Origin of the sequence: Stomatobaculum longum (assembly GCA_000242235.1) — a bacterium.
Lineage (GTDB): Bacteria > Bacillota > Clostridia > Lachnospirales > Lachnospiraceae > Moryella > Moryella longum.
Map to the genome: position 1 here is coordinate 60,248 of JH590863.1, position 22,736 is coordinate 82,983.

A 22,736-nucleotide genomic window follows, 5' to 3' on the forward strand; every position below is an offset into this window, starting at 1 on the left:
CCTCCGATATTGAACAATTTACCACCCTGCGCCAGGTTTGACAAGAGAGAAACTTTAAGCTTTTCTGACAAAGTAGGGAAAATGCTGTTAAAATAGTATGGCATTTACTATAATGCGGAATTAAGTGAGCAGAGGTGAATGGACGATGAAAAAAACGAAACGGATTTGGGCTTGTACAACGGGATTGGCGCTTCTCGGCGCGACAGTGTTTCTCGGCGGTTGCGGACCGAAGCGCGGACAGCTCGCGGCTTCGGCGGCGGCTTCGGCGGCTGCGGAGCAGGGCAAGGGGCAGGATGCCGTGATGCACGACGACATCAAATTGAATTTTGACGAGGCACAGAGCTCCTGCGAGGATCTCCTCAAAGACAACGTGAGCGACTATCCGCTCTCGAAGTACATCGACACCGTCGTGGACGAGAACAACAAGACGGTCATGCTGATCTGGCCGCTCGACAATGCAGCGACCGAGGAGGACGGCGTTCGCTACGCAAACGAGCTGATTCGCGCGTTCAACGATGCCTGCGCGGAGCAGGATTTCTCGATTGCGGCGAGCTCGGAGGAGAGCTACGGCGGTCTCTATCAGAAGTACGCCGTCAACATTCAGGTGTTCCGCGAGACGGATATTTTAAAGCCGGACAAGTATCTGGTCAGCATGACCATTCCGGCGGGCAGCAATCAGGCCGTAGTGCCGTTCTCTCAGTATGACGGTGTCAACGAAGTCATTCTGACGGACGGCAGTGTCAAGGTGCCGGGCGGCAAGTACACAGGCGACCGGACGGGCCTGTACAGCGGAGAGTAAAGCTAGGAGGCAGGACAGCATGAGAAAATTAATTCGCCGCACAGCGGCTTTGACTTTGGCACTGGTAACCCTCGCGGCGGGCAGCGTGCGCGCCGATGTGGTACAGCGCGGCGCTTCGGCGGCGACCACGGCCGCCGCGACGGAGAGCGGCACTTCCGGCGGTGCGGTGGTCGATCAGAATTCGGTCGGCACTGCAGAGACAGCGGCGAACCAGAGCAGCACGGCGGCAGTGCAGGCGACCACGGCGGCGGCATCCCACGGTTCGGGTGTGAACAGCGGCGCGGCCAAGGTGGTCACGAGCACGCTCTTCGGCGGCGATGAGCTCATGCTGGTCGCGCCGCGTTCGGCAAGCCAGATGATGAGCTTTGTCGTCACGACGAAGGCCGGCAAAGTCCTGGTCTTTGACGGCGGCACCGAGCACGACACCGAACACCTGAAGGAAGTGCTCCGTGCGAAGGGCGGTCATGTGACGGCGTGGTTCATCACCCACCCGCACTCGGACCATGTGGGCGCACTGACCAAGATTCTGCAGGATCCGAATTCCGGAATCAAAATCGATGCGGTCTACTACAACTTCCAGCCGCAGGAGTGGTACAACACGAATGAGGCGTACCGCGCGGACATGGTCGCACAGTGCCGCAGCGCGATCGAGACGCTGCCGGAGAGCGCACGTCACACCGTGCACAAGGGTGACAACATTCCGATCGATGACATCACGGTCCATGTGATGAACGATCCCTACCTCTCGAGCGTGAACTCGATTAACAACTCTTCGGTCGCCTATCGTCTCGATGTGAGCGGCCGGAAGATTCTGTTCCTCGGCGATATGGGCGTTCAGGCGGGCAATCAGCTCGTCGCGGACTATGCGAACAACCCCGGCGCGCTGCGCGCGGACATCGTGCAGATGGCGCACCACGGCCAGCAGGGCGTGGGACGCAATGTCTATGAAATGGTAAAGCCGGAGATTTGCCTCTGGCCGACACCGCTCTGGCTCTGGGAAAATAATAACGGCGGCGGCTTAAACAGCGGTAACTGGCGCACGCTTGAAGTGAGAGGCTGGATGCGCCAGCTCGGCGTGAAGACCCATGTGGTCGCGAAAGACGGCGACCAGGTGCTTCGCTGATGCGCCTCGGTGAGAGACGCATCGTGCTCGCCTCCGCTTCGCCGCGCCGCCTGGACCTGCTCCGTCAGCTCGGACTTTGCCCGGGCGTGCAGCCGAGCGAAGTCGATGAGAGCTCTTCGGAACGGGATCCCGCGCGCTTTGTGCAGGAACTCGCGCGCCGGAAGGCGGGCTGTGTCGCCGCGACGGAGGCGGCCGGAACGCTGGTCATCGGCGCGGACACTGTCGTGGTGCGGGACGGCGCAATCCTCGGGAAGCCGAAGGACCGCGCTGCGGCGGCGGAGATGCTTCGCAGTCTGCAGGGCAGAGCGCATGAGGTCTACACCGGTGTCGCGCTGCTCCTCGCCGGAGAAACCAAGGAGCGGGTCTTTGCGGCGGAGACGCAGGTTTTTGTCGCGCCGATGACGGAGGACGAAATTCAGGCCTATGTCGACAGCGGTGAACCCTTGGATAAGGCGGGGGCCTACGGCATTCAGGGGCGCTTTGCCTGCTATATCGAGAAAATCGAGGGTGAGTACAGCAATGTGGTCGGTCTCCCGCTCGGGGCGCTCCGAAAAGCCTGGAAAGCGCTGGAAGAACAGAACGAAGCGAACAGCGAATCGTAATACCGGAGAGAACAGGGTTGCCTTGCGGCGCTGTTCTCTTTTTTTGCGCCGAGATAACCCCGCGGGGGAATCCCGCTGTCCGCGCTCCTTCCCCCGCATAGACAAGCGCGGGAGTTCCCGCTATAATAGGCTTATGTTTTTATGAAGATACAATCACAAGGAGGAAGCTGACAATGAAACACCCAGTCGTAACAATTACCATGGAGGACGGCGGCGTCATGAAACTGGAGCTTTATCCGGAGGTCGCACCGGGTACGGTCAACAATTTCCTGAGCCTCGCAAAGAAGGGGTTTTATGACGGCCTCATTTTTCACCGTGTCATTGAGGGCTTCATGATTCAGGGCGGTTGCCCGATCGGCAACGGCGAGGGCGGCCCCGGCTATGTGATCAAAGGCGAGTTCAAGCAGAACGGCGTGCAGAATGACTTAAAGCACGAGAGAGGCGTGATTTCGATGGCACGCACCTCGATTCCGGATTCCGCGGGTAGCCAGTTCTTCATCATGCACAAGGCGGCACCGCATCTGGACGGCGGCTATGCGGCGTTCGGCAAGCTGATCGAGGGCGAGGATGTCCTGGACCGCATTGCGACGACAAAGACGAATGCGGCGGATAAGCCGTTGAAAGACCAGAAGATTAAGACCGTCACGGTCGAGACCTTCGGTGAGACCTATCCGGAGCCGGAGAAGCTGCCGGAAATCGAGTATTGACAAAAACCTATGCGGTTTCGCTCGAGGACGGGACAGAGATAAATGTCACCGTTTCTGATGAGCCCTGGCGGGGCGATGTCAATGTGACGGACTGGGAGGCGGTGACCGAGGGCCTGCTCCTTCGGGCGGCCTGCCGGAAGTGCGGCCGTCCCGCGCCGATTGCGGAGACAGAGCGTCTCTTTCTCCGCGAGCTCTCAATGAAAGACCTCCCCGCCCTGCGGGCTTTTTCGCTCCCGGCGAAAGAGAATCGCTATCTCGGCGGCGACTGGGAGGGGCTCAAAGACGAAGCGTTTTTGCGGCGCTATATCGAGACGCAGTATGTGTTTTTCGACTACGGCCTCTGGGCGCTCTTTCGGCGCGATCGAGAGCTGCGCGAAGCGCGCTTTCTCGGGCTGATCGGATTTTCACCGGAGGAGCCGCCGGAACTGGGTTACGCCCTGCGGCCCGAAGCGAGAGGACAGGGCTATGCGGCGGAAGCGGGGCTCGCGGCCCTTCGCTATGCCGAAACAGAGCTCGGGTTTACGGCGGCCAAGATACGCGTCGTGCCGGAGAACCGGGCCGGCTGCGCAGTCGCGGCAAAAATCGAAGAGCAGTGGAACCGTGCGGGCGGCGCGCCTCAGTGCCGTCTTTTTGTAAAGCGTGAAAGTTCTGTATACAAAGGCTGAGCGAGAGCGCCCGGGATGCGGAACGGCGTGTCGACAGGGGAGTTGGTATGGAAACAGGAAGGGAGAGCGTCCGCGCGCGGGCGTTTGCAAAAATCAATCTCGGGCTTGAGGTGCTCGGCACCCGGGCGGACGGCTATCACTTGCTCCGAACGGGGATGCAGAGCATAAGCCTTGCGGACGAGCTCTTGCTCACGCGGACGGCGGAAGAGGGCATAACGCTCTGCTGCGATGAGCCGTCGCTGCCGACCGACGGGCGGAATCTCGCCGTTCGGGCGGCGGAAGCCGTGTTCCGGCACTGCGGCCTTCCGGGCGGCGTCCGGATTGAACTGAAAAAACAAATTCCCGCGGAGGCGGGGCTCGGCGGCGGTTCGGCGGATGCGGCGGCTGTCCTGCGGGGACTTAGAGCGCTCTTTTCGCTGCCGCTTGGCGACGAAGCGCTGCGAGAGCTGGCACTGCCGCTCGGCGCCGATGTGCCCTTCTGTGTGAGCGGCGGAACCATGCTCGCGGAGGGCATAGGCGAAGTGCTCTCGCCGCTTTCTCCGATGCCGCCCTGCCACTTGGTAATCGTAAAGCCGCCCTGCGGCAGTTCGACCAAGGCGGTCTATGCGGCGCTCTCGCTCAAAACACTGCGCCCCTGGGAGCAGCCGGATGCGAGACTTTTGAAAAATGCGCTGCAGGGACAGAATGTGACGCTGCTCGGCGCTTCGCTGCAGAATGCGCTCGAAAAGCCGGCGACGGAGTTGCAGCCCGTCCTCCTCGACTACCGGCAGTTTCTCATGGAGAGCGGCGCTGCGGGCGCCGCAATGAGCGGCAGTGGCTCGGCTTTCTTTGCGGTGTTCCCGGAGGCCGAGCGGGACAAGGCGGAACAGTGCATCGCTACAGGTAAGAAACAGTTTCCGGCAGCAGCTTTCTTTTTGTGCCGCCCGGTCTCTGCGGAAGAAGTCAGCGCGTCGACCATATGAGCGCGCGGAACAGGAAGGAGGCGCTATGCCGGAAGAATTTAAGATGACGGTCAATGAGTATATGCCGCTTCGCGATGTTGTATTTCACACCTTGCGGCAGGCAATTTTAAAGGGCGAGATGGAACCCGGCGAGCGCCTGATGGAAATTCAGCTCGCAAAGAAGCTCGGTGTGAGCCGCACGCCGATTCGCGAGGCCATACGCAAACTGGAACTCGAGGGCCTAGTCACGATGATGCCGCGCCGCGGCGCGGAGGTGGCCGGTATCACGGAGAAGAGTCTCCGGGATGTGCTCGAAGTGCGCCGGGCGCTCGAGGATCTCGCGGTCGAACTCGCGGTGGAGCGCATGAACAGCGATGACATTGAGCGGCTCGAGGCAGCCAGAATCGGCTTCCGTGAGGCGCTCGATGCAAAGGATATGATACGGATCGCCCAGGCGGACGAGCTCTTTCACGACGCGATTTATGCGGGCACCTATAACGACAAGCTCGTGCAGATGTTAAACAATCTGCGCGACCAGATGTACCGCTATCGTCTGGAGTACATCAAGGATACGGGCAAGCGCCAGATTCTGCTCCACGAGCACGAGCAGATTCTCACAGCGGTGAAGACGCGGAACATTGCGCTCGCGCGTCAGACGATGCGGGAGCACATTGACAACCAGGAGCTCACGATTTCCAAGCGTCTCAGCGAGGAACTCCTGGAGAAGAAAAGCGCAAAACGAAAAGAGGCAAAGAAAAGATGAGTAAGAAAACAGTTGCGGTACTATTCGGCGGGCAGTCCTCGGAGCACGAGATTTCCTGCCTCTCGGCGGCAAATATCATTCACAATATTGATCGCGAAGCCTATGATCTCGTGCTGGTCGGCATCACGAAGGAAGGACACTGGGTCAAGGTGAACCGCGTCGAGGACATCGAGGACGGCAGCTGGAGAGAGTCGAAGGTTGGCGCCGTGCTCTCGCCGGACGCAACGGAGCAGTGCCTCATGATTCATGAGCAGGCTGCGATTACCCGCGTGAAGATCGATCTGGTCTTCCCGGTGCTGCACGGTCTCTACGGCGAGGACGGCACCATTCAGGGCCTCTGCAAACTCGCGCGGATTCCGTTTGTCGGCTGCGGCGTCACGGCGTCGGCGGTCGGCATGGACAAAGGCGTCGCCAAGCTGGTTGTGCATTCGCTCGGCATCCGGCAGGCGGATTTTCTTCTGGTGACGAGCCGGGAACTCAAGGATATGTGCGCCGTCATTGACCGAACGGAGGATCGCTTTTCTTACCCCGTTTTCGTGAAACCCTGCAATGCGGGCTCAAGTTGCGGTGTGACCAAGGTGCACAAGAGAGAGGAGCTCGCGGAGGCGCTCCGTGAGGCGGCGCGCTTTGACAGCCGCATTCTGATCGAGGAGTGCATTGTGGGGCGCGAGATTGAGTGTGCGGTGCTCGGCGGCGGCGCACGCCCGGTACAGGCGAGCGGTGTCGGCGAAATTCTCGCGGCGGCCGATTTCTATGACTACGACGCGAAGTACTACAATGCGGAGTCGAAGACCGTTGTGGATCCGGAGCTTCCGGAGGGCAGCGCGGAGGAAGTGCGCCAATCGGCAATCCGCATCTTTGATGCGCTCGACGGCTACGGTCTGTCCCGCGTCGACTTCTTTGTGACGGCGGCGGGAGAGGTCATCTTCAACGAGATCAATACCATGCCGGGCTTCACGGCCATCAGCATGTATCCGATGCTCTTTGCGGCGCGCGGCAAGGACAAGAAGACGCTCGTGAAAGAGCTCATGGAGCTCGCGTTTGAGAGAGAGGCCTGAATGGACGGCGAGATATTTGACGAGCAGGACCCGGTCAAACTTTATGTGCCGAAGCGGGAGCGCCGCGAGAAGTTTACCATCGACGCGCGCGCTCCGATCGGCGTATTTGACTCCGGCATCGGCGGGCTCACGGTCGTCAGAGAATTAATGCGCCAGATTCCGGACGAGCGCATGGTCTACTTCGGTGACACGGCGCGGCTGCCCTACGGCGCAAAGTCGCGGGACACAATCATACGCTTTTCGCGCCAGATTGTGCGCTTCTTAAAGACGAAGGGTGTGAAGGCAATTGTGATTGCCTGCAACACGGCGAGTTCTCACGCCTTAAAGACGCTGGCGGAGGAAAATGAAATCCCGGTGATCGGGGTGATTTACGCGGGCGCCCTGAGCGCGGTGCGCGCCACAAAAAACGGGCGCATCGGCGTGATCGGCACGCGCGGCACGGTCAACTCCGAAATTTATCCGAAGGTTATTCAGAGCATTTCGCCGGGCATCCGCGTGTTCCAGAAGGCCTGCCCCATGTTTGTACCGCTCGTCGAGGAGGGACTCCTTCACGACAGCGTGACAGACGAAATGGCGGCGCGCTATCTGCAGGAACTGAAGGAGAAGTATGTCGACACCCTGGTGCTCGGCTGCACACATTACCCGCTGCTCCGGAGTACGATCGGGCGCGTCATGGGCGAGGAAGTGACGCTCGTGAATCCGGCCTATGAGACCGCAACGGAACTCCGGGACATCCTTGCGCGGGAAAAGCTCTTAAACCCGGGGGACGGAAACATGGAGGGCAAGTATCGCTTCTATGTGAGCGATCTCGCCGAGAATTTTCGGGATTTTGCCAACTCCATTTTGCCGACGGAACACCTGGAGGCGAAAAAAATCGAAATCGAAGAATATTGACGGGAGGGAGAGCCATGACGGAAGATGTGCTGGTGACCATCAGCGGCAAGCATCTGATTGGCGGCGAGAGCGAGAGCGAAGACGTGGAACTCCTGGTGCCGGGGACCTACCGCTGCACGGATGAGGGCATCCATGAAATTGTCTATGAGGAGCCCGCGGAGGAGGAGAGTTTCGGCACGAAAAACACGCTGCGAATCGACGGCAGCTCGATGCGCATTGAAAAGCGCGGGGGCTGTACGGCGGAACTCTGTTTCTTAAACAGCGCGGAGCGCACGCGCTGCAACTACCGGACGCCCTACGGCACATTTCTGATCGGCATCAGCACCTCGGATTTCCGCGTCACGGTCACGGAGAACTGTATCACGGCGGAGTTGATTTACGCGATGGATGTCGGCGATGCGTTTCTGAAAGACTGCGAGATGAAGGTCGAAGTGCGCGCGAGAGAGGGTATGCCGGACGAAATCTGAATGACAGGCACAAAAAAACAGGCGCTTTCGCGCCTGCTGTTTTTTGTATTATTTTCTGTGAAGAATGCGGTCTAAGAGGGAGCGCTTCTTCGGGATTGCGGGAACCGCGCCGCCGCGCACGCCCTTCACCTCGACGATGTAGATGCCGCTCACAATGACCTTGCACTCCTGCTTCAGGGGGAGCTGCCGGAAGGCTGTCTCATCCGCCATCAGGGTGATAATCTTTGCGCCGACCTTTGCCTTCACGACCGGGACTTTCATCCAGCGGAGATAGAAGGGGGTCTGCTCCCAGACCAGTTTCGGAAAGCCGGCGTCTTTCAGCTTGACTTTCTTTTTGTCTATCGGCAACATCGTGACGAGCTGCTTGGCCGCCTCGAAGGCCGGTTGCGAAGCCGCCTGTTTCTCTTGTAAGCGCCTGCCGACAAAATAAAGTACGGCAAGTGCGACTGCCGCGATCACAAGGAGCACGAGCAGTACCGTGAGTACGGTATTCATCATTGTCTGGAATCCCCCGTCAATTTTGGTTTTACGTCTATCCTGAAAATAAAGGGACGCTTCAAAAGTATAGCAGAGTCGGAAAAAATACGCAAGACTGTCGCTTGACAGCTTGCAATCGGAATGTTAGGATGAAGTTTGCACTATTGTGGACTCGTAGGCCTTTAGGGCGAAGTATGCCCTTTGGGCCTTAATCCGCACGGGTAACCATTGGTCTTTCAAGTATAGGGGTGATAACGTACATGGAAAAAAGCAATATGCGTCCGATTAAAGCCGGAAAGGGCATTCGCATGAGCTTCTCCCGCCAGAAGGAAGTTTTGCAGATGCCGAACCTCATAGAGATCCAGAAGGATTCTTACGACTGGTTCCTGGGAGAGGGATTGCGGGAGGTATTCCGCGATATTTTCCCCATTGAGGATTTTGCCGGACACCTCAGTCTGGATTTTGTGGATTTTCAGCTCTACCGCGATGAGGCAAAGTACAGCATTGCGGAGTGCAAGGAGCGGGATGCCACATATGCAGCCCCGATGAAGGTCAAAGTGCGGCTGTACAATAAGGATAAGGACGAGCACAAGGAGCACGAAGTCTTCATGGGCGATCTGCCTCTCATGACGGACACCGGTTCCTTTGTCATCAACGGCGCAGAGCGCGTCATCGTAAGCCAGCTGGTTCGTTCCCCCGGTATTTACTATACGATTGAACACGATAAGGTCGGAAAGGAATGCTACTTCTGCCAGGTGATTCCGAACCGCGGCGCATGGCTCGAGTACGAGACCGACTCGAACGACGTGTTTAATGTCCGCGTCGACAGAACGAGAAAGGTGCCGGTCACGGTGCTGCTCCGCGCGCTCGGCCTCGGCTCGAACGATGACATCAAGAATCTGTTCGGCGATGAGCCGAAGCTCGAGGCGAGCTTCCTGAAGGATTCAACCGAGAATCACAACGACGGTCTCCTCGAGCTCTACCGCAAGATTCGTCCGGGCGAGCCGCTCTCGGTCGAGTCGGCGGAAGGCCTGCTACATTCGATGTTTTTTGATGCACGCCGCTATGACCTTGCGCGCGTGGGTCGCTACAAATTCAATAAGAAGCTCCACTTAAAGAACCGCGTGGTCGGCAAGGAGCTCTTAGAGGATGCCGTGGATCCGAACACCGGCGAGATTCTCGCGGAGAGCGGCACGGTGATCACGAGAGAACTCGCGACCGAGATTCAGGACGCGGGCATTCCGTATGTGATGGTGAAGGGCACGAGCACGCCCGAGCGCGCGCTGAAAGTGCTCTCGAACCTCATGGTCGATATCCGCAACTATGTCGATATGGAGAATCCGACCGAGTACGGCATTGTGGAGCCGGTCTACTATCCGGCGCTCATGGAAGTCCTGAAGGAGGCCGAGGAGAACAAGGTCGACGTCAAGAAGTACGTGAAGCGGCATGTGGATCGCCTGATTCCGAAGCACATCACGAAGGAAGATATTTTTGCTTCGATCAACTACAACATGCAGATCGAAGAGGGTATCGGCTCGATCGATGACATTGACCACCTCGGCAACCGCCGCATCCGCGCGGTCGGCGAGCTCCTGCAGAACCAGTACCGCATCGGTCTGTCCCGCATGGAGCGCGTGGTCAGAGAGCGCATGACGACCCAGGACATCAGCGAGATTACGCCGCAGTCCCTGATCAACATCAAGCCGGTCACAGCGGCGGTCAAAGAGTTCTTCGGTTCCTCTCAGCTTTCGCAGTTCATGGACCAGAACAACCCGCTCTCGGAGCTCACGCACAAGAGAAGACTCTCGGCCCTCGGCCCGGGCGGTCTCTCGAGAGACCGCGCAGGTTTCGAGGTTCGAGATGTCCACTACACCCACTACGGCAGAATGTGCCCGATCGAGACCCCAGAAGGTCCGAACATCGGCCTCATCAACTCGCTCGCGAGCTACGCGCGCATCAACCCCTACGGCTTTATCGAGGCGCCCTACCGCGTGGTCGATAAATCCGAGGATCCGAAGAATCCGCGTGTCACGGACGATGTCGTGTATCTCGCGGCGGATGAAGAAGACAATTTCATTGTCGCACAGGCAAATGAGCCGCTCGACGAAGAGGGACACTTTGTCCACAACAATGTCTCCGGCCGACACAAAGAGGAGACTTCGGCGTTCCAGAAGCGTCTCATCGACCTCATGGACGTCTCGCCGAAGATGGTCTTCTCGGTCGCGACGAGCATGGTCCCGTTCCTCCAGAACGACGACGCAAACCGCGCACTGATGGGCTCGAACATGCAGCGTCAGGCCGTTCCGCTCATGCTGACCGATGCGCCGGTCGTGAGCACCGGCATGGAGGCAAAGGCGGCGGTCGACTCCGGTGTCTGCCAGGTTGCGCGCCACGCGGGCACGGTCGTGATGAGCGCGGGCAGCGAAATCACGGTGCGCCGCGACGACAACGGCGAGATCGAGCACTACAAACTCACGAAATTCCAGCGCTCGAACCAGTCGAACTCCTACAACCAGAAGCCCATCGTGAACGCGGGCGACCATGTCGAGGAAGGCGAGGTCATTGCGGACGGTCCTTCGACCCACGACGGCGAGATCGGACTCGGCAAGAACCCGCTGATCGGTTTCATGACCTGGGAGGGTTATAACTACGAGGACGCGGTTCTTCTCTCCGAGCGCCTCGTGCAGAACGATGTCTTCACCTCGATTCACATCGAGGAGTACGAGTGCGCATCGCGCGACACGAAGCTCGGTGCGGAGGAGATCACGAGAGATGTCCCGGGGGTCGGCGACGACGCGCTCCGGGATCTCGATGACAACGGCATCATCCGCATCGGAGCGGAGGTTCGCGCCGGCGACATTCTGGTCGGCAAGGTGACGCCGAAGGGCGAGACCGAGCTCACGGCGGAGGAGAGACTGCTACGCGCAATCTTCGGCGAGAAGGCCAGAGAAGTCCGCGACACCTCGCTCAAGGTGCCGCACGGCGCCTACGGCACGGTCGTGGAGGCGCGTGTCTTTACGAGAGAGAACGGCGATGAGCTCTCCCCGGGCGTGAACCAGAATGTCCGCATTTACATCGCACAGAAGAGAAAGATTTCGGTCGGCGACAAGATGGCAGGCCGCCACGGCAACAAGGGTGTCGTGTCGCGTGTGCTTCCGGTCGAGGATATGCCCTTCCTGCCGAATGGCCGTCCGCTCGACATTGTGCTGAATCCGCTCGGCGTGCCGTCGCGTATGAACATCGGACAGGTCAAGGAGATTCACTTCTCACTCGCGGCCAAGGTGCTCGGCTTCAACGTGAGCTCCCCGGTCTTTGACGGCGCGGACGAGAACGACATCATGGACATGCTCGAGATGGCGAACGACTACGCAAACGGCAGCTTCGAGGACTTCAAGGCGAAGTACGGCGAAGTGCTGCGCCCGGAGGTCATGCAGTATCTCGAGGAACACCTCGATCACCGCGAGGAGTGGAGAGGTGTGCCGATTCAGCGAAACGGAAAGGTACAGCTCCGCGACGGCCGCACCGGCGAGCCGTTCGAGGGCGAGACCACAATCGGCTTCATGCATTACTTAAAGCTGCACCACCTGGTAGACGATAAGATTCACGCGCGTTCCACCGGCCCCTACGCAATGGTCACGCAGCAACCGCTCGGCGGCAAGGCGCAGTTCGGCGGCCAGCGTTTCGGAGAGATGGAGGTCTGGGCACTCGAGGCCTACGGCGCGGCTTACACGCTGCAGGAGATTCTGACCTTCAAGTCGGACGATGTCGTGGGTCGTGTCAAGACCTACGAGGCCATCATCAAGGGACAGAACATTCCGCAGGCAGGCGTGCCGGAGTCCTTCAAGGTTCTGCTCAGAGAGCTGCAGGCGCTGGGCCTCGATGTGCGTGTGCTCCGCGAGAACGGCGAAGAGGTAGAGCTGAAGGAAAATGTCGACGAGGAAAATGTGAGCATGCGCTCTATTCTCGAGGGCGATTCCAGACGCTATCGCGACGAGGACAACTTTGCGGGCGCGGGCTATTCGACGCAGGAGTTCCAGGACGGCGAACTTGTGAACGTCGGAGAAGAAGCGACGGAAGATGACACACAGGGAGAAGCGTAAGTGTCAGATCACTTCGCGGTTTCAAGAGAAGGAGGCTGTACTGAATGCCCGAAACAACAACAGGTTACGAGCCGATTACGTTTGACGCCATTCGCATTGGGCTTGCGTCCCCGGAGAAGATTCTGGAGTGGTCGCACGGCGAGGTCAAAAAGCCGGAGACCATCAACTACAGAACGCTGAAGCCCGAGAAAGACGGACTGTTCTGCGAGCGCATTTTCGGACCGAGCAAGGACTGGGAGTGCCATTGCGGAAAATATAAGAAAATTCGTTACAAAGGTGTGATTTGCGACCGCTGCGGCGTCGAGGTGACCAAAGCCTCGGTCCGCAGAGAGCGCATGGGTCACATTTCGCTTGCGGCCCCCGTGTCGCACATCTGGTACTTCAAGGGCATCCCGAGCCGCATGGGACTCATTCTGGATCTCTCGCCGCGCATTCTCGAGAAGATTCTCTACTTTGCCTCCTATGTGGTGCTCGACGGCGGCGATACCGCCCTGTCCTACAAGCAGATTCTCTCCGAGAAGGAGTTCCGCGAGGCGGAGGAGCAGTACGGCGACAATGCGTTCCGCGCGGGTATGGGCGCGGAGGCGGTACTCGAGCTCTTAAAGAATATTGACCTCGAGAAGGAATCCGAGGAGATGCAGGCGGAACTCGAGACGGCTTCGGGCCAGAAGCGCGCCAAACTCATCAAGCGCCTCGAGGTCGTGGAGTCGTTCCGGAAGTCCGGCAACCGCCCGGAGTGGATGATACTCACGGTGGTTCCGGTCATTCCGCCGGACATCCGCCCGATGGTGCAGCTCGACGGCGGCCGTTTCGCAACGAGTGACTTAAACGACCTCTACCGCCGCATCATCAACCGCAATAACCGTCTCGCGCGTCTCCTGACGCTCGGCGCACCGGACATCATTGTCCGCAACGAGAAGCGCATGTTGCAGGAGGCGGTCGATGCTCTGATTGATAACGGCAGAAGAGGCCGCCCGGTCACGGGTCCCGGAAACCGCGCCCTTAAGTCCCTCTCCGATATGCTGAAGGGCAAGCAGGGACGCTTCCGTCAGAACCTGCTCGGCAAGCGTGTCGACTACTCCGGCCGTTCGGTTATCGTGGTCGGCCCGGAATTAAAGATTTACCAGTGCGGTCTCCCGAAGGAGATGGCAATCGAGCTCTTCAAGCCCTTCGTCATGAAGGAACTTGTCGAGAACGGTGCGGCGCACAATGTGAAGAGCGCGAAGAAGATGGTGGAGCGCATGGAGACTGCGGTCTGGGATGTCCTCGAGGATGTCATCAAAGAGCACCCGGTCATGTTAAACCGCGCACCTACGCTGCACCGCCTCGGCATCCAGGCCTTCGAGCCGATTCTGGTCGAGGGCAAGGCAATCAAGCTCCATCCGCTCGTCTGTACCGCATTTAACGCGGACTTCGACGGCGACCAGATGGCAGTCCACCTGCCGCTCTCGGTCGAGGCGCAGTCCGAGTGCCGCTTCCTCATGCTCTCGCCGAACAACCTCTTGAAGCCTTCGGACGGCGGCCCGGTCGCGGTTCCGTCGCAGGATATGGTGCTCGGCATCTACTACCTGACCCAGCAGCGCGACGGCGCAAAGGGCGAGGGAATGTTCTTCAAGAGCCCGAACGAGGCGCTGCTCGCCTACGCGAACCACGAGATTACGCTCCAGACCAAGATTAAGGTCCGCTTTACGAAGAAGATGCCGGACGGCACCGTGCTCTCGGAAGTACAGGACAGCTCGGCCGGACGCATTCTCTTCAACGAAATCATTCCGCAGGATCTCGGCTTTGTGGATCGCTCGAAGCCGGAGAATGCGCTGAAGCCCGAGATTGACTTCCTCGTCAAGAAGAAGCAGTGCAAGCAGATTCTCGAGAAGGTCATCAACGTGCACGGCCTCTCCCGCACGGCGGAAGTGCTGGACGACATCAAGGCGATCGGCTACAAGTACTCGACGATTGCCGGCATGACGGTTTCGATTTCCGACATGACGGTTCCGGCGACGAAGAAGGAACTCATCGCGAAGGCACAGGCGCGCGTGGAGGAAATCAGCAAGAACTTCCGCCGCGGTCTCACGACCGATGAGGGCCGCTACAAAGAGGTCATCAAGACCTGGCAGGAGACAGATAAGCAGCTCACCAAGGATCTGCTCGAAGGTCTCGACCAGTACAACAACATCTTCATGATGGCGGACTCCGGTGCCCGCGGTTCCGATAAGCAGATTAAGCAGCTCGCCGGCATGCGAGGCCTGATGGCGGATACGACCGGTCACGCAATCGAACTCCCGATCACGAGTAACTTCCGTGAGGGACTCGACGTTCTGGAGTACTTCATCTCCGCACACGGCGCCCGCAAGGGACTTTCGGATACGGCTCTCCGCACGGCAGACTCGGGTTACCTGACCAGACGTCTGGTCGATGTCTCGCAGGATCTCATTGTCCGCGAAGTGGACTGCTCCGAGGGCAAGGAAATCCCGAACATGGAGATCAAGGCCTTCATGGACGGCAAGGAGACCATCGAGGGTCTGCAGGACAGAATCACCGGCCGCTACATCGCCGAGGACATTGTGGATCCGGACACCGGCGAAATCGTGGTCAAGGCAAACCGCATGGTCACGCCGAAGCGCGCCGAGGCAGTGATGCGCGTCCTCGAGAAGACCGGCAGAACTTCGGTCAAGATTCGCACGATTCTCACCTGCAAGTGCATGAACGGTATCTGCGCGAAGTGCTACGGCGCCAACATGGCGACCGGCCAGGCGGTGCAGGTCGGTGAGGCGGTCGGTATCATCGCGGCACAGTCGATCGGTGAGCCCGGTACGCAGCTGACCATGAGAACTTTCCACACCGGCGGTGTCGCAGGCGGCGATATCACCCAGGGTCTTCCGCGTGTCGAGGAGCTCTTCGAGGCGAGAAAGCCGAAGGGTCTCGCAATCATCGCCGAGATTCCGGGCGTGGTCGAGTTCCGCGATACGAAGAAGAAGCGCGAGATTATCGTCACGAATCCGGAGGACGGCAACTCGAAGACCTACCTGATCCCGTACAGCTCCCACATTGTGGTTTCGGACGGCCAGAGACTCGAGGCCGGCGACGAGTTGACGAGCGGTTCCTTAAACCCGCACGATGTCCTGAAGATCAAGGGCGTTCGCGCCGTGCAGGACTACATGCTCCGCGAAGTGCAACGCGTGTACCGCTTACAGGGTGTTGAGATCAACGACAAGCACATCGAGGTCATTGTCCGCCAGATGCTGAAGAAGATTCATGTCGAGGACGCGGGCGATGCCGGTATTCTGCCGGGCATCAACATGGATGTGCTCGAGTTCAACGCGATGAACGAGAAGCTCATTGCCGAGGGCAAGACCCCGGCCGAGGGCAAGCAGATCATGCTCGGTATCACGAAGGCTTCGCTCGCAACCGACTCCTTCTTCTCCGCGGCATCGTTCCAGGAGACCACGAAGGTGCTGACCGAGGCGGCCATCAGCGGCAAGACCGATCACCTGATCGGCCTCAAGGAGAATGTCATCATCGGTAAGCTGATTCCGGCGGGTACCGGCATGCGCCGCTACCGCAACGTGAAGCTCGACACCGATGTGCCGGAGAGCGAGGCGGTCGAGGAGATTTCGGACGACGATCCGGCAGTGCTCGACATCCGCGACGAGATCGATGAGACGCTCCCCGAAGAGGAGACGCGCGACGCTGTGGAGCGCGCGGTCGAAGAGCTCGCGGACGACGGCGCGGATGCCTGAGTCTGCTTGACAAACAAGTAAATACAGCGTATATTGATATGGCGTGCCCTATGGACATGCCATATCTTTATGTCCGGGAAACGCAAAAAACTGCAGGAACGCAACCGCAGAACATTATCACAAGGAGGAAACAGAAGAATGCCTACATTCAACCAGTTAGTCAAAAAAGGCAGAGAAACTTCCGAGCGCAAGCCCAAGGCTCCGGCGCTTCTCAGAAGCTTCAACTCGCTTCACAAGAAGCCGATTGCCGACAACTGCCCGCAGAAGAGAGGCGTGTGCACCGCCGTCAAGACGGCGACCCCGAAGAAGCCGAACTCCGCGCTGAGAAAGATCGCGAGAGTCCGTCTCTCGAACGGCGTTGAGGTGACGAGCTACATCCCGGGCGAGGGCCACAATCTCCAGGAGCACAGCGTTGTGCTGATCCGCGGCGGAAGAGTCAAGGACCTGCCCGGTACCCGTTACCACATTATCCGTGGAACGCTGGATACCGCAGGTGTCGCAAACCGCCAGCAGGCCCGCTCCAAGTACGGCGCTAAGCGTCCGAAGGCGAAGAAGTAATCTTACGCCGCAGAACCAGGCGATCATAGACTCATAAGTGCACGATTGTGATATGTGCTGCAGGTTGCAGGAAATAAATCAGAATCCGCACGAACAACCTAATGGGATGAGTACCGATGATCTAATTCACGGACGGGGATGGTGCCGTCCGCATAATTAAGGAGGGAAGTAACGTGCCACGCAAAGGACAGACAAGAAAGAGAACTGTTCCGGCAGATCCGGTTTACAACAACGCGGTTGTGACCAAGCTGGTCAACCAGATCATGCTGGATGGCAAGAAGGGCATCGCACAGAAGATTGTGTACGGTGCATTTGAACGCATTCGCGAGAAGACGGGCAAGGAGCCGGTCGAGGTCTTTGAGGCTGCCATGAACAACATCATGCCGGTGCTCGAGGTCAAGGCGAAGAGAATCGGCGGCGCGACCTACCAGGTGCCGATCGAGGTGAAGCCGGAGAGAAGACAGGCGCTTGCGCTTCGTTGGCTCACGAGCTTTTCCCGCGCGCGCGGTGAGAAGACGCAGGAAGAGCGTCTCGCGGCAGAGCTGATGGATGCTGCAAACAACACCGGCTCCGCAGTCAAGAGAAAAGAAGATATGCACAAGATGGCAGAGGCAAACAAGGCTTTTGCTCACTACAGATTTTAATTAGGAGGAGAGTCAGTGGCTGCAAGTAAAGAACGTCAGTACCCTCTCGAGAGGACCAGAAATATCGGAATCATGGCGCATATCGATGCCGGAAAAACGACACTGACCGAGCGCATCCTCTACTACACAGGCGTCAACTACAAGATCGGTGAGACCTACGAAGGTACCTCCACAATGGACTACATGGAGCAGGAGAGAGAGCGCGGCATTACGATCACGTCTGCCGCAACGACCTGCCATTGGACCCTGCAGGAGAGAAATCAGGTCAAGCCGGGTGCGAAGGAACACCGCATCAACATCATCGATACGCCCGGACACGTCGATTTCACAATCGAGGTTGAGAGATCGCTCCGCGTCCTGGATGGCGCTGTCGGTGTCTTCGACGCAAAGGGCGGTGTTGAGCCCCAGTCGGAGAACGTCTGGAGACAGGCGGATACCTACCATGTTCCGCGTATCGCATTCATCAACAAGATGGATATCATGGGCGCGAACTTCTTCATGACGGTCGACCAGATTGAGCATCGTCTCGGCAAGAACCCGGTCTGCATTCAGCTGCCGATCGGCAAGGAGAACGATTTCAAGGGCATCATCGACCTCGTGGAGATGCAGGCTTACATCTACAACGGCAACAAGGGCGACGACATCTCGATCACCGACATTCCGGAAGAGCTGAAGGACGAGGCGGATGAGTGGCACCAGAAGATGGTGGAGCAGATCTGCGACCTCGACGAGGAGCTCATGGAGAAGTATCTCGAGGGCGAGGAGCCGTCGATCGACGAGCTGAAGAGAGTGCTCCGCAAGGGCACCTGCGAGAACAACGCCGTTCCGGTCTGCTGCGGATCCGCACACTTCAACAAGGGCATCCAGAAGCTCCTTGACGCTGTCATCGAGTACATGCCCTCCCCGCTGGACATCCCGGCTATCAAGGGCTGGACGCTGGACGGCGAGGAAGACGAGCGCAAGGCTTCCGACGAGGAGCCGTTCTCCGCACTCGCATTCAAGATTATTTCCGACCCGTTCGTCGGCCGTCTCGCGTTCTTCCGCGTCTACTCGGGCACGCTGAACACCGGTTCCTACGTCCTCAACTCCTCGAAGGAGAAGAAGGAGCGCGTGGGCCGTATTCTGCAGATGCACGCAGACAAGAGAATGGAGCTTGAGAAGGTGTTCTCCGGCGATATCGCCGCTGCTGTCGGCTTCAAGGCAACTTCGACCGGTGATACGATCTGCGACGAGCAGCATCCGATCATCCTCGAGTCCCTGGAGATTCCGAAGCCGGTTATCGACATCGCCATCGAGCCGAAGACCAAGGCAGGCCAGACCAAGATGATCGACGCGCTGCAGAAGCTCGCGGAGGAGGATCCGACCTTCCATGCGACGACCAATGTGGAGACCGGTCAGACCATCATCTCCGGCATGGGCGAGCTGCACCTCGAGATCATTGTCGACCGTCTGCTTCGCGAGTACAATGTCGAGGCAAATGTCGGCGCACCGCAGGTTGCATATAAGGAGACCTTCACCAAGCCGGTGGATGTCGAGTCCAAGTATGTCAAGCAGTCCGGCGGTAAGGGTCAGTACGGCCATTGTAAAGTCAAGTTCGAGCCGATGGACGCAAACGCAGAGAAGACCTACGAGTTTGTCAACGCCGTGACCGGCGGTGCAATCCCGAAGGAGTTCATTGCCCCGATCGATGAAGGTATCCAGGAGGCTGCAAAGAGCGGTATCCTCGGCGGCTACCCGGTGCTCGGTGTCAAGGCAACCGTTTACGACGGTTCCTACCACGAGGTCGACTCCTCGGAGATGGCCTTCCACATCGCAGGCTCTCTGGCATTCAAGGATGCCATGCAGAAGGGCGGCGCTGTGCTGCTTGAGCCGATCATGAAGGTCGAGGTCACGATCCCGGAGGATTACATGGGCTTCGTCGTCGGCGACATCAACTCCCGTCGCGGTCGCGTCGAGGGCTTTGAGGACATCTCCGGCGGCAAGATGATTAAGGCGTTCGTTCCGCTTTCCGAGATGTTCGGTTATTCGACCGATCTTCGTTCCGGTACGCAGGGCCGCGGTAACTACTCGATGTTCTTCGAGAAGTACGAGCCGGTTCCGAAGAACATTGCGGACAAGATTCTCTCGGACAAGAAGTGAGCGGGTATTGATTAAATTCCCCGCATAAGCTATAATTCAGACTAGTATATTTTGATAATCTGAGATTATATTTCGGATTTCACCAAGGAGGAAATTTCAATGGCTAAGGCTAAATTTGACAGAACCAAGCCCCACTGCAACATCGGCACCATCGGCCACGTTGACCATGGCAAAACCACTCTGACTGCGGCAATCACGAAGGTTCTCGCAACCAGACTGCCCTCCGACACGAACAAGATCGTCGACTTCGAGAACATCGATAAGGCACCGGAGGAGAGAGAGCGTGGTATCACGATCAACACCGCCCACGTCGAGTACGAGACCAAAGCTCGTCACTACGCACACGTCGACTGCCCCGGACACGCTGACTATGTCAAGAACATGATCACCGGCGCAGCTCAGATGGACGGCGCTATCCTCGTCGTTGCTGCAACCGACGGTGTTATGGCACAGACCCGTGAGCACATCCTGCTCGCTCGTCAGGTTAACGTTCCGTACATCGTTGTCTTCATGAACAAGTGCGACATGGTCGACGATGAGGAACTCCTTGACCTCGTCGAGATGGAGATCAGAGAGCTGCTGAACGACTACGGCTTCCCGGGCGATGATGTCCCGATCATCCGCGGTTCCGCTCTGAAGGCTCTTGAGGATCCGAACGGCCCGTGGGGCGACAAGATCATGGACCTCATGAACGCTGTCGATGAGGCAATTCCGGAGCCGGAGCACGAGAACGACAAGCCGTTCCTGATGCCGGTAGAGGATGTCTTCACGATTACCGGTCGCGGTACCGTTGCTACCGGCCGTGTGGAGAGAGGTACTCTGAAGCTCAACGACGAAGTCGAGCTCATCGGTATCAAGGACGAGGGCAGAAAGACTGTCGTCACCGGTATCGAGATGTTCAGAAAGCTCCTTGACTACGCTGAGGCAGGCGACAATGTCGGCCTTCTTCTCCGCGGTGTCAACAGAGAGGACATCCTTCGCGGTCAGGTTCTGGCTAAGCCGGGTACGGTTACCTGCCACACCAAGTTCACGGCTCAGGTTTACGTCCTGACCAAGGACGAGGGCGGCCGTCACACGCCGTTCTTCAACAACTATCGTCCGCAGTTCTACTTCAGAACCACCGACGTGACCGGCGTTTGCGTCCTTCCGGAAGGCACCGAGATGTGCATGCCGGGCGACAATGTCGAGATGACGGTTGAGCTGATTCACCCGATCGCTATGGAGCAGGGTCTCCGCTTCGCTATCCGCGAGGGCGGCAGAACCGTCGGCTCCGGCAGAGTCGTTAAGATCATCGAGTAATCAGATCTGATTTAAATTAACATCGCCACGCGGCGATTACGATCCTACGGTGAAGAGGCCGGGAGCGAGAGCTTCCGGCCTCTTTGGTATTTGTAAAAGCCCTTGTATAAAACGAAAAAGGGCGTATAATGTTCTTTGTATAATTTAGCACGTTAAAGCGAAAAAGTAAGTGAGATACAGGGGGATGTGGGGATGAACCCGATTGTTGCGATCATAGAGGGTATGACAAAGTTTTTGTGGGGCGATTTGCTGCGGATTCCGCTGCCGGGCGGCAGTTCGATCGGACTCTCGCTCATGGTGTTGCTGTTGATTCCGGCGGGCATTTTCTACACGATACGGACGCGCATTTTGCCGCTCCGCCTGTTCCCGGAGATGATTTCCGTATTGCTGGAAAAGCAGGAGGGCAGGGACGCGGCCGATCCCACGAGCGGACGGCTCTCGGGCATGCAGGCGCTCATTGTCTCGACTGCGACCCGTGTCGGCATGGGCAATCTGGTCGGCGTGGTCGCGGCTATCTCGGCGGGCGGTGCCGGTGCGGTCTTCTGGATGTGGGTCACCGCAATCATCGGCGCTTCGACGGCCTTTGTCGAAGCGACGCTCGCCCAGCTCTACAAGAAGAAGGACCCGCTCTACGGCGGTTACTGGGGCGGCCCGGCGTACTATATCCACGACTTTTTCTTGAAACGCCGCATCCGGGAGGGGGCGCGCTCCGAGGCGGAGATCGAAGCCCAGACCGAGTTCCGCGGCAAGCGAAACCTTGTCTCGATTCTCTTTGCGATTTCGGCGTTAATCTGCTGGGGCGGCATCAGCCAGGTCATCGGCAACTCGGTCTCCTCGGCCTTTGAAAATGCGTTCCAAATTTCACCGCTCTACTCGACCGTTGTGCTGGTCGCGATTGCGGCCGTGATTGTGCTTCGGAAGCATGCGACCGCCAAGGTGCTGGATTTGATTGTCCCCTTCATGGCGGGCATCTACTTTGCAATGACGGTCTTTGTGATTGTGCGGAATATTGGCCTCCTGCCGTCGGTCTTCGGGCGCATTTTCTCGGAGGCATTTGGATTCCGGCAGATTGTGGCGGGCGGTTTTGGCGCTGTCCTGATGAACGGCGTGAAGCGCGGCCTCTTCTCGAACGAGGCGGGCAGCGGCTCGGCGCCCTGTGCGGCGGCTGCGGCGGATGCCAACCACCCGGTCAAGATGGGCCTCTTCCAGGCGGCGGGCGTGTTCATTGACACGCTGGTCATCTGCTCCTGCACGGCCTTCCTCATGCTGCTCGCGCCCCAGAATAAACTTGCGAATCTCAGCGGCATGGATCTGCTCCAGACTGCGATGCAGTACCACTTCGGGCGCTTCGGTGTCTTCTTCATCGCGCTGGTGCTCTGGCTCTTCAGTTTTTCGACCTTCCTCGGGATACTCTTTTACGCGCACAGCAACATTGCCTACCTCTTCGGCGCAAACTGGGGCTCGCAGTTCGGCTATAAGATTTTTGCGCTCGTCATGCTCTTTGTGGGCGGCCTCGCGCAGTACTCGGTGGTCTGGGATCTCGGCGATGTGGGCATAGGCCTCATGACCATCTTTAACCTGATTGTGATGTACCCGCTCAGCAAGGATGCAATCACCGCACTGAAGGACTATGAGCGCGGCATGAAGCGCAGAAGAAGACCCTGAGGCGGCAGGCCGAAAGGGCAAAGAGCAGCGGTTTCCTGTGGGAAAGTGTGATCGTCTGTGCTATACTGCTCTTCGGTGTCCATGAGACAAAACGGAGA

General features: G+C 58.4%; 18 protein-coding genes. 17 read left to right on the forward strand and 1 reads right to left on the reverse strand.

Annotated elements, in window-relative coordinates; all coding sequences use genetic code 11:
- Positions 1 to 145 precede the first annotated feature (145 nt).
- The 10 genes from HMPREF9623_RS10885 to HMPREF9623_RS06120 all read left to right on the forward strand — a co-directional run bounded on the left by HMPREF9623_RS10885 (position 146) and on the right by HMPREF9623_RS06120 (position 8,019).
- The gene (locus HMPREF9623_RS10885; RefSeq protein WP_009533014.1) at positions 146 to 799 is read left to right on the forward strand and encodes a hypothetical protein; all 654 of its coding nucleotides are present in this window, start codon (positions 146 to 148) and stop codon (positions 797 to 799) included.
- 19 nt (positions 800 to 818) lie between these two features.
- Entirely contained in the window at positions 819 to 1,922 is a 1,104-nt protein-coding gene (locus HMPREF9623_RS06080) for a ComEC/Rec2 family competence protein (protein WP_009533015.1), read from the forward strand.
- The gene (locus tag HMPREF9623_RS06085; protein ID WP_009533016.1) at positions 1,922 to 2,524 is read left to right on the forward strand and encodes a Maf family protein; all 603 of its coding nucleotides are present in this window, start codon (positions 1,922 to 1,924) and stop codon (positions 2,522 to 2,524) included. Before HMPREF9623_RS06080 ends, HMPREF9623_RS06085 begins: the two co-directional genes overlap by 1 nt.
- Before the next feature lie 173 nt (positions 2,525 to 2,697).
- Positions 2,698 to 3,231: a peptidylprolyl isomerase gene (locus HMPREF9623_RS06090; RefSeq protein WP_009533017.1), complete on the forward strand. Its 534-nt coding sequence runs from the start codon at positions 2,698 to 2,700 to the stop codon at positions 3,229 to 3,231.
- A complete protein-coding gene (locus HMPREF9623_RS10890; protein ID WP_009533018.1) occupies positions 3,228 to 3,896 on the forward strand; it encodes a GNAT family N-acetyltransferase in 669 nt (222 codons plus the stop codon). Before HMPREF9623_RS06090 ends, HMPREF9623_RS10890 begins: the two co-directional genes overlap by 4 nt.
- Before the next feature lie 47 nt (positions 3,897 to 3,943).
- Positions 3,944 to 4,858, forward strand: a complete 915-nt coding sequence (ispE, locus tag HMPREF9623_RS06100) for a 4-(cytidine 5'-diphospho)-2-C-methyl-D-erythritol kinase (RefSeq protein WP_009533019.1) — start codon at positions 3,944 to 3,946, stop codon at positions 4,856 to 4,858.
- 25 nt (positions 4,859 to 4,883) lie between these two features.
- Positions 4,884 to 5,600, forward strand: coding sequence for a GntR family transcriptional regulator (locus HMPREF9623_RS06105; protein WP_009533020.1), 717 nt, complete (start codon positions 4,884 to 4,886; stop codon positions 5,598 to 5,600).
- A complete protein-coding gene (locus HMPREF9623_RS06110; protein ID WP_009533021.1) occupies positions 5,597 to 6,658 on the forward strand; it encodes a D-alanine--D-alanine ligase family protein in 1,062 nt (353 codons plus the stop codon). Before HMPREF9623_RS06105 ends, HMPREF9623_RS06110 begins: the two co-directional genes overlap by 4 nt.
- Positions 6,659 to 7,552, forward strand: a complete 894-nt coding sequence (murI, locus tag HMPREF9623_RS06115; protein WP_009533022.1) for a glutamate racemase — start codon at positions 6,659 to 6,661, stop codon at positions 7,550 to 7,552.
- A 14-nt stretch (positions 7,553 to 7,566) separates the two neighbouring features.
- Complete coding sequence (locus tag HMPREF9623_RS06120) at positions 7,567 to 8,019, forward strand: DUF1934 domain-containing protein (protein WP_009533023.1); 453 nt, start codon at positions 7,567 to 7,569, stop codon at positions 8,017 to 8,019.
- Between the two features lie 48 nt (positions 8,020 to 8,067).
- Here HMPREF9623_RS06120 and HMPREF9623_RS06125 read toward each other — a convergent pair whose 3' ends face one another.
- Entirely contained in the window at positions 8,068 to 8,514 is a 447-nt protein-coding gene (locus tag HMPREF9623_RS06125; protein WP_040799980.1) for a hypothetical protein, read from the reverse strand.
- A gap of 242 nt (positions 8,515 to 8,756) precedes the next feature.
- Here HMPREF9623_RS06125 and rpoB point away from each other — a divergent pair, with 242 nt between their 5' ends.
- The 7 genes from rpoB to HMPREF9623_RS06160 all read left to right on the forward strand — a co-directional run bounded on the left by rpoB (position 8,757) and on the right by HMPREF9623_RS06160 (position 22,638).
- Entirely contained in the window at positions 8,757 to 12,596 is a 3,840-nt protein-coding gene (gene rpoB / locus HMPREF9623_RS06130) for a DNA-directed RNA polymerase subunit beta (protein WP_050806344.1), read from the forward strand.
- 44 nt (positions 12,597 to 12,640) lie between these two features.
- Complete coding sequence (rpoC, locus tag HMPREF9623_RS06135; RefSeq protein ID WP_009533026.1) at positions 12,641 to 16,333, forward strand: DNA-directed RNA polymerase subunit beta'; 3,693 nt, start codon at positions 12,641 to 12,643, stop codon at positions 16,331 to 16,333.
- A gap of 138 nt (positions 16,334 to 16,471) precedes the next feature.
- A complete protein-coding gene (gene rpsL / locus HMPREF9623_RS06140) occupies positions 16,472 to 16,891 on the forward strand; it encodes a 30S ribosomal protein S12 (RefSeq protein ID WP_009533027.1) in 420 nt (139 codons plus the stop codon).
- A 173-nt stretch (positions 16,892 to 17,064) separates the two neighbouring features.
- On the forward strand, positions 17,065 to 17,535 hold the full coding sequence (rpsG, locus tag HMPREF9623_RS06145; RefSeq protein ID WP_009533028.1) for a 30S ribosomal protein S7: 471 nt from the start codon (positions 17,065 to 17,067) through the stop codon (positions 17,533 to 17,535).
- Between the two features lie 15 nt (positions 17,536 to 17,550).
- On the forward strand, positions 17,551 to 19,674 hold the full coding sequence (gene fusA, locus HMPREF9623_RS06150; protein ID WP_009533029.1) for an elongation factor G: 2,124 nt from the start codon (positions 17,551 to 17,553) through the stop codon (positions 19,672 to 19,674).
- Between the two features lie 99 nt (positions 19,675 to 19,773).
- The gene (gene tuf, locus HMPREF9623_RS06155) at positions 19,774 to 20,973 is read left to right on the forward strand and encodes an elongation factor Tu (RefSeq protein WP_009533030.1); all 1,200 of its coding nucleotides are present in this window, start codon (positions 19,774 to 19,776) and stop codon (positions 20,971 to 20,973) included.
- Positions 20,974 to 21,165: 192 nt separating this feature from the next.
- Positions 21,166 to 22,638, forward strand: a complete 1,473-nt coding sequence (locus tag HMPREF9623_RS06160) for an alanine/glycine:cation symporter family protein (protein WP_009533031.1) — start codon at positions 21,166 to 21,168, stop codon at positions 22,636 to 22,638.
- Positions 22,639 to 22,736: the final 98 nt, after the last annotated feature.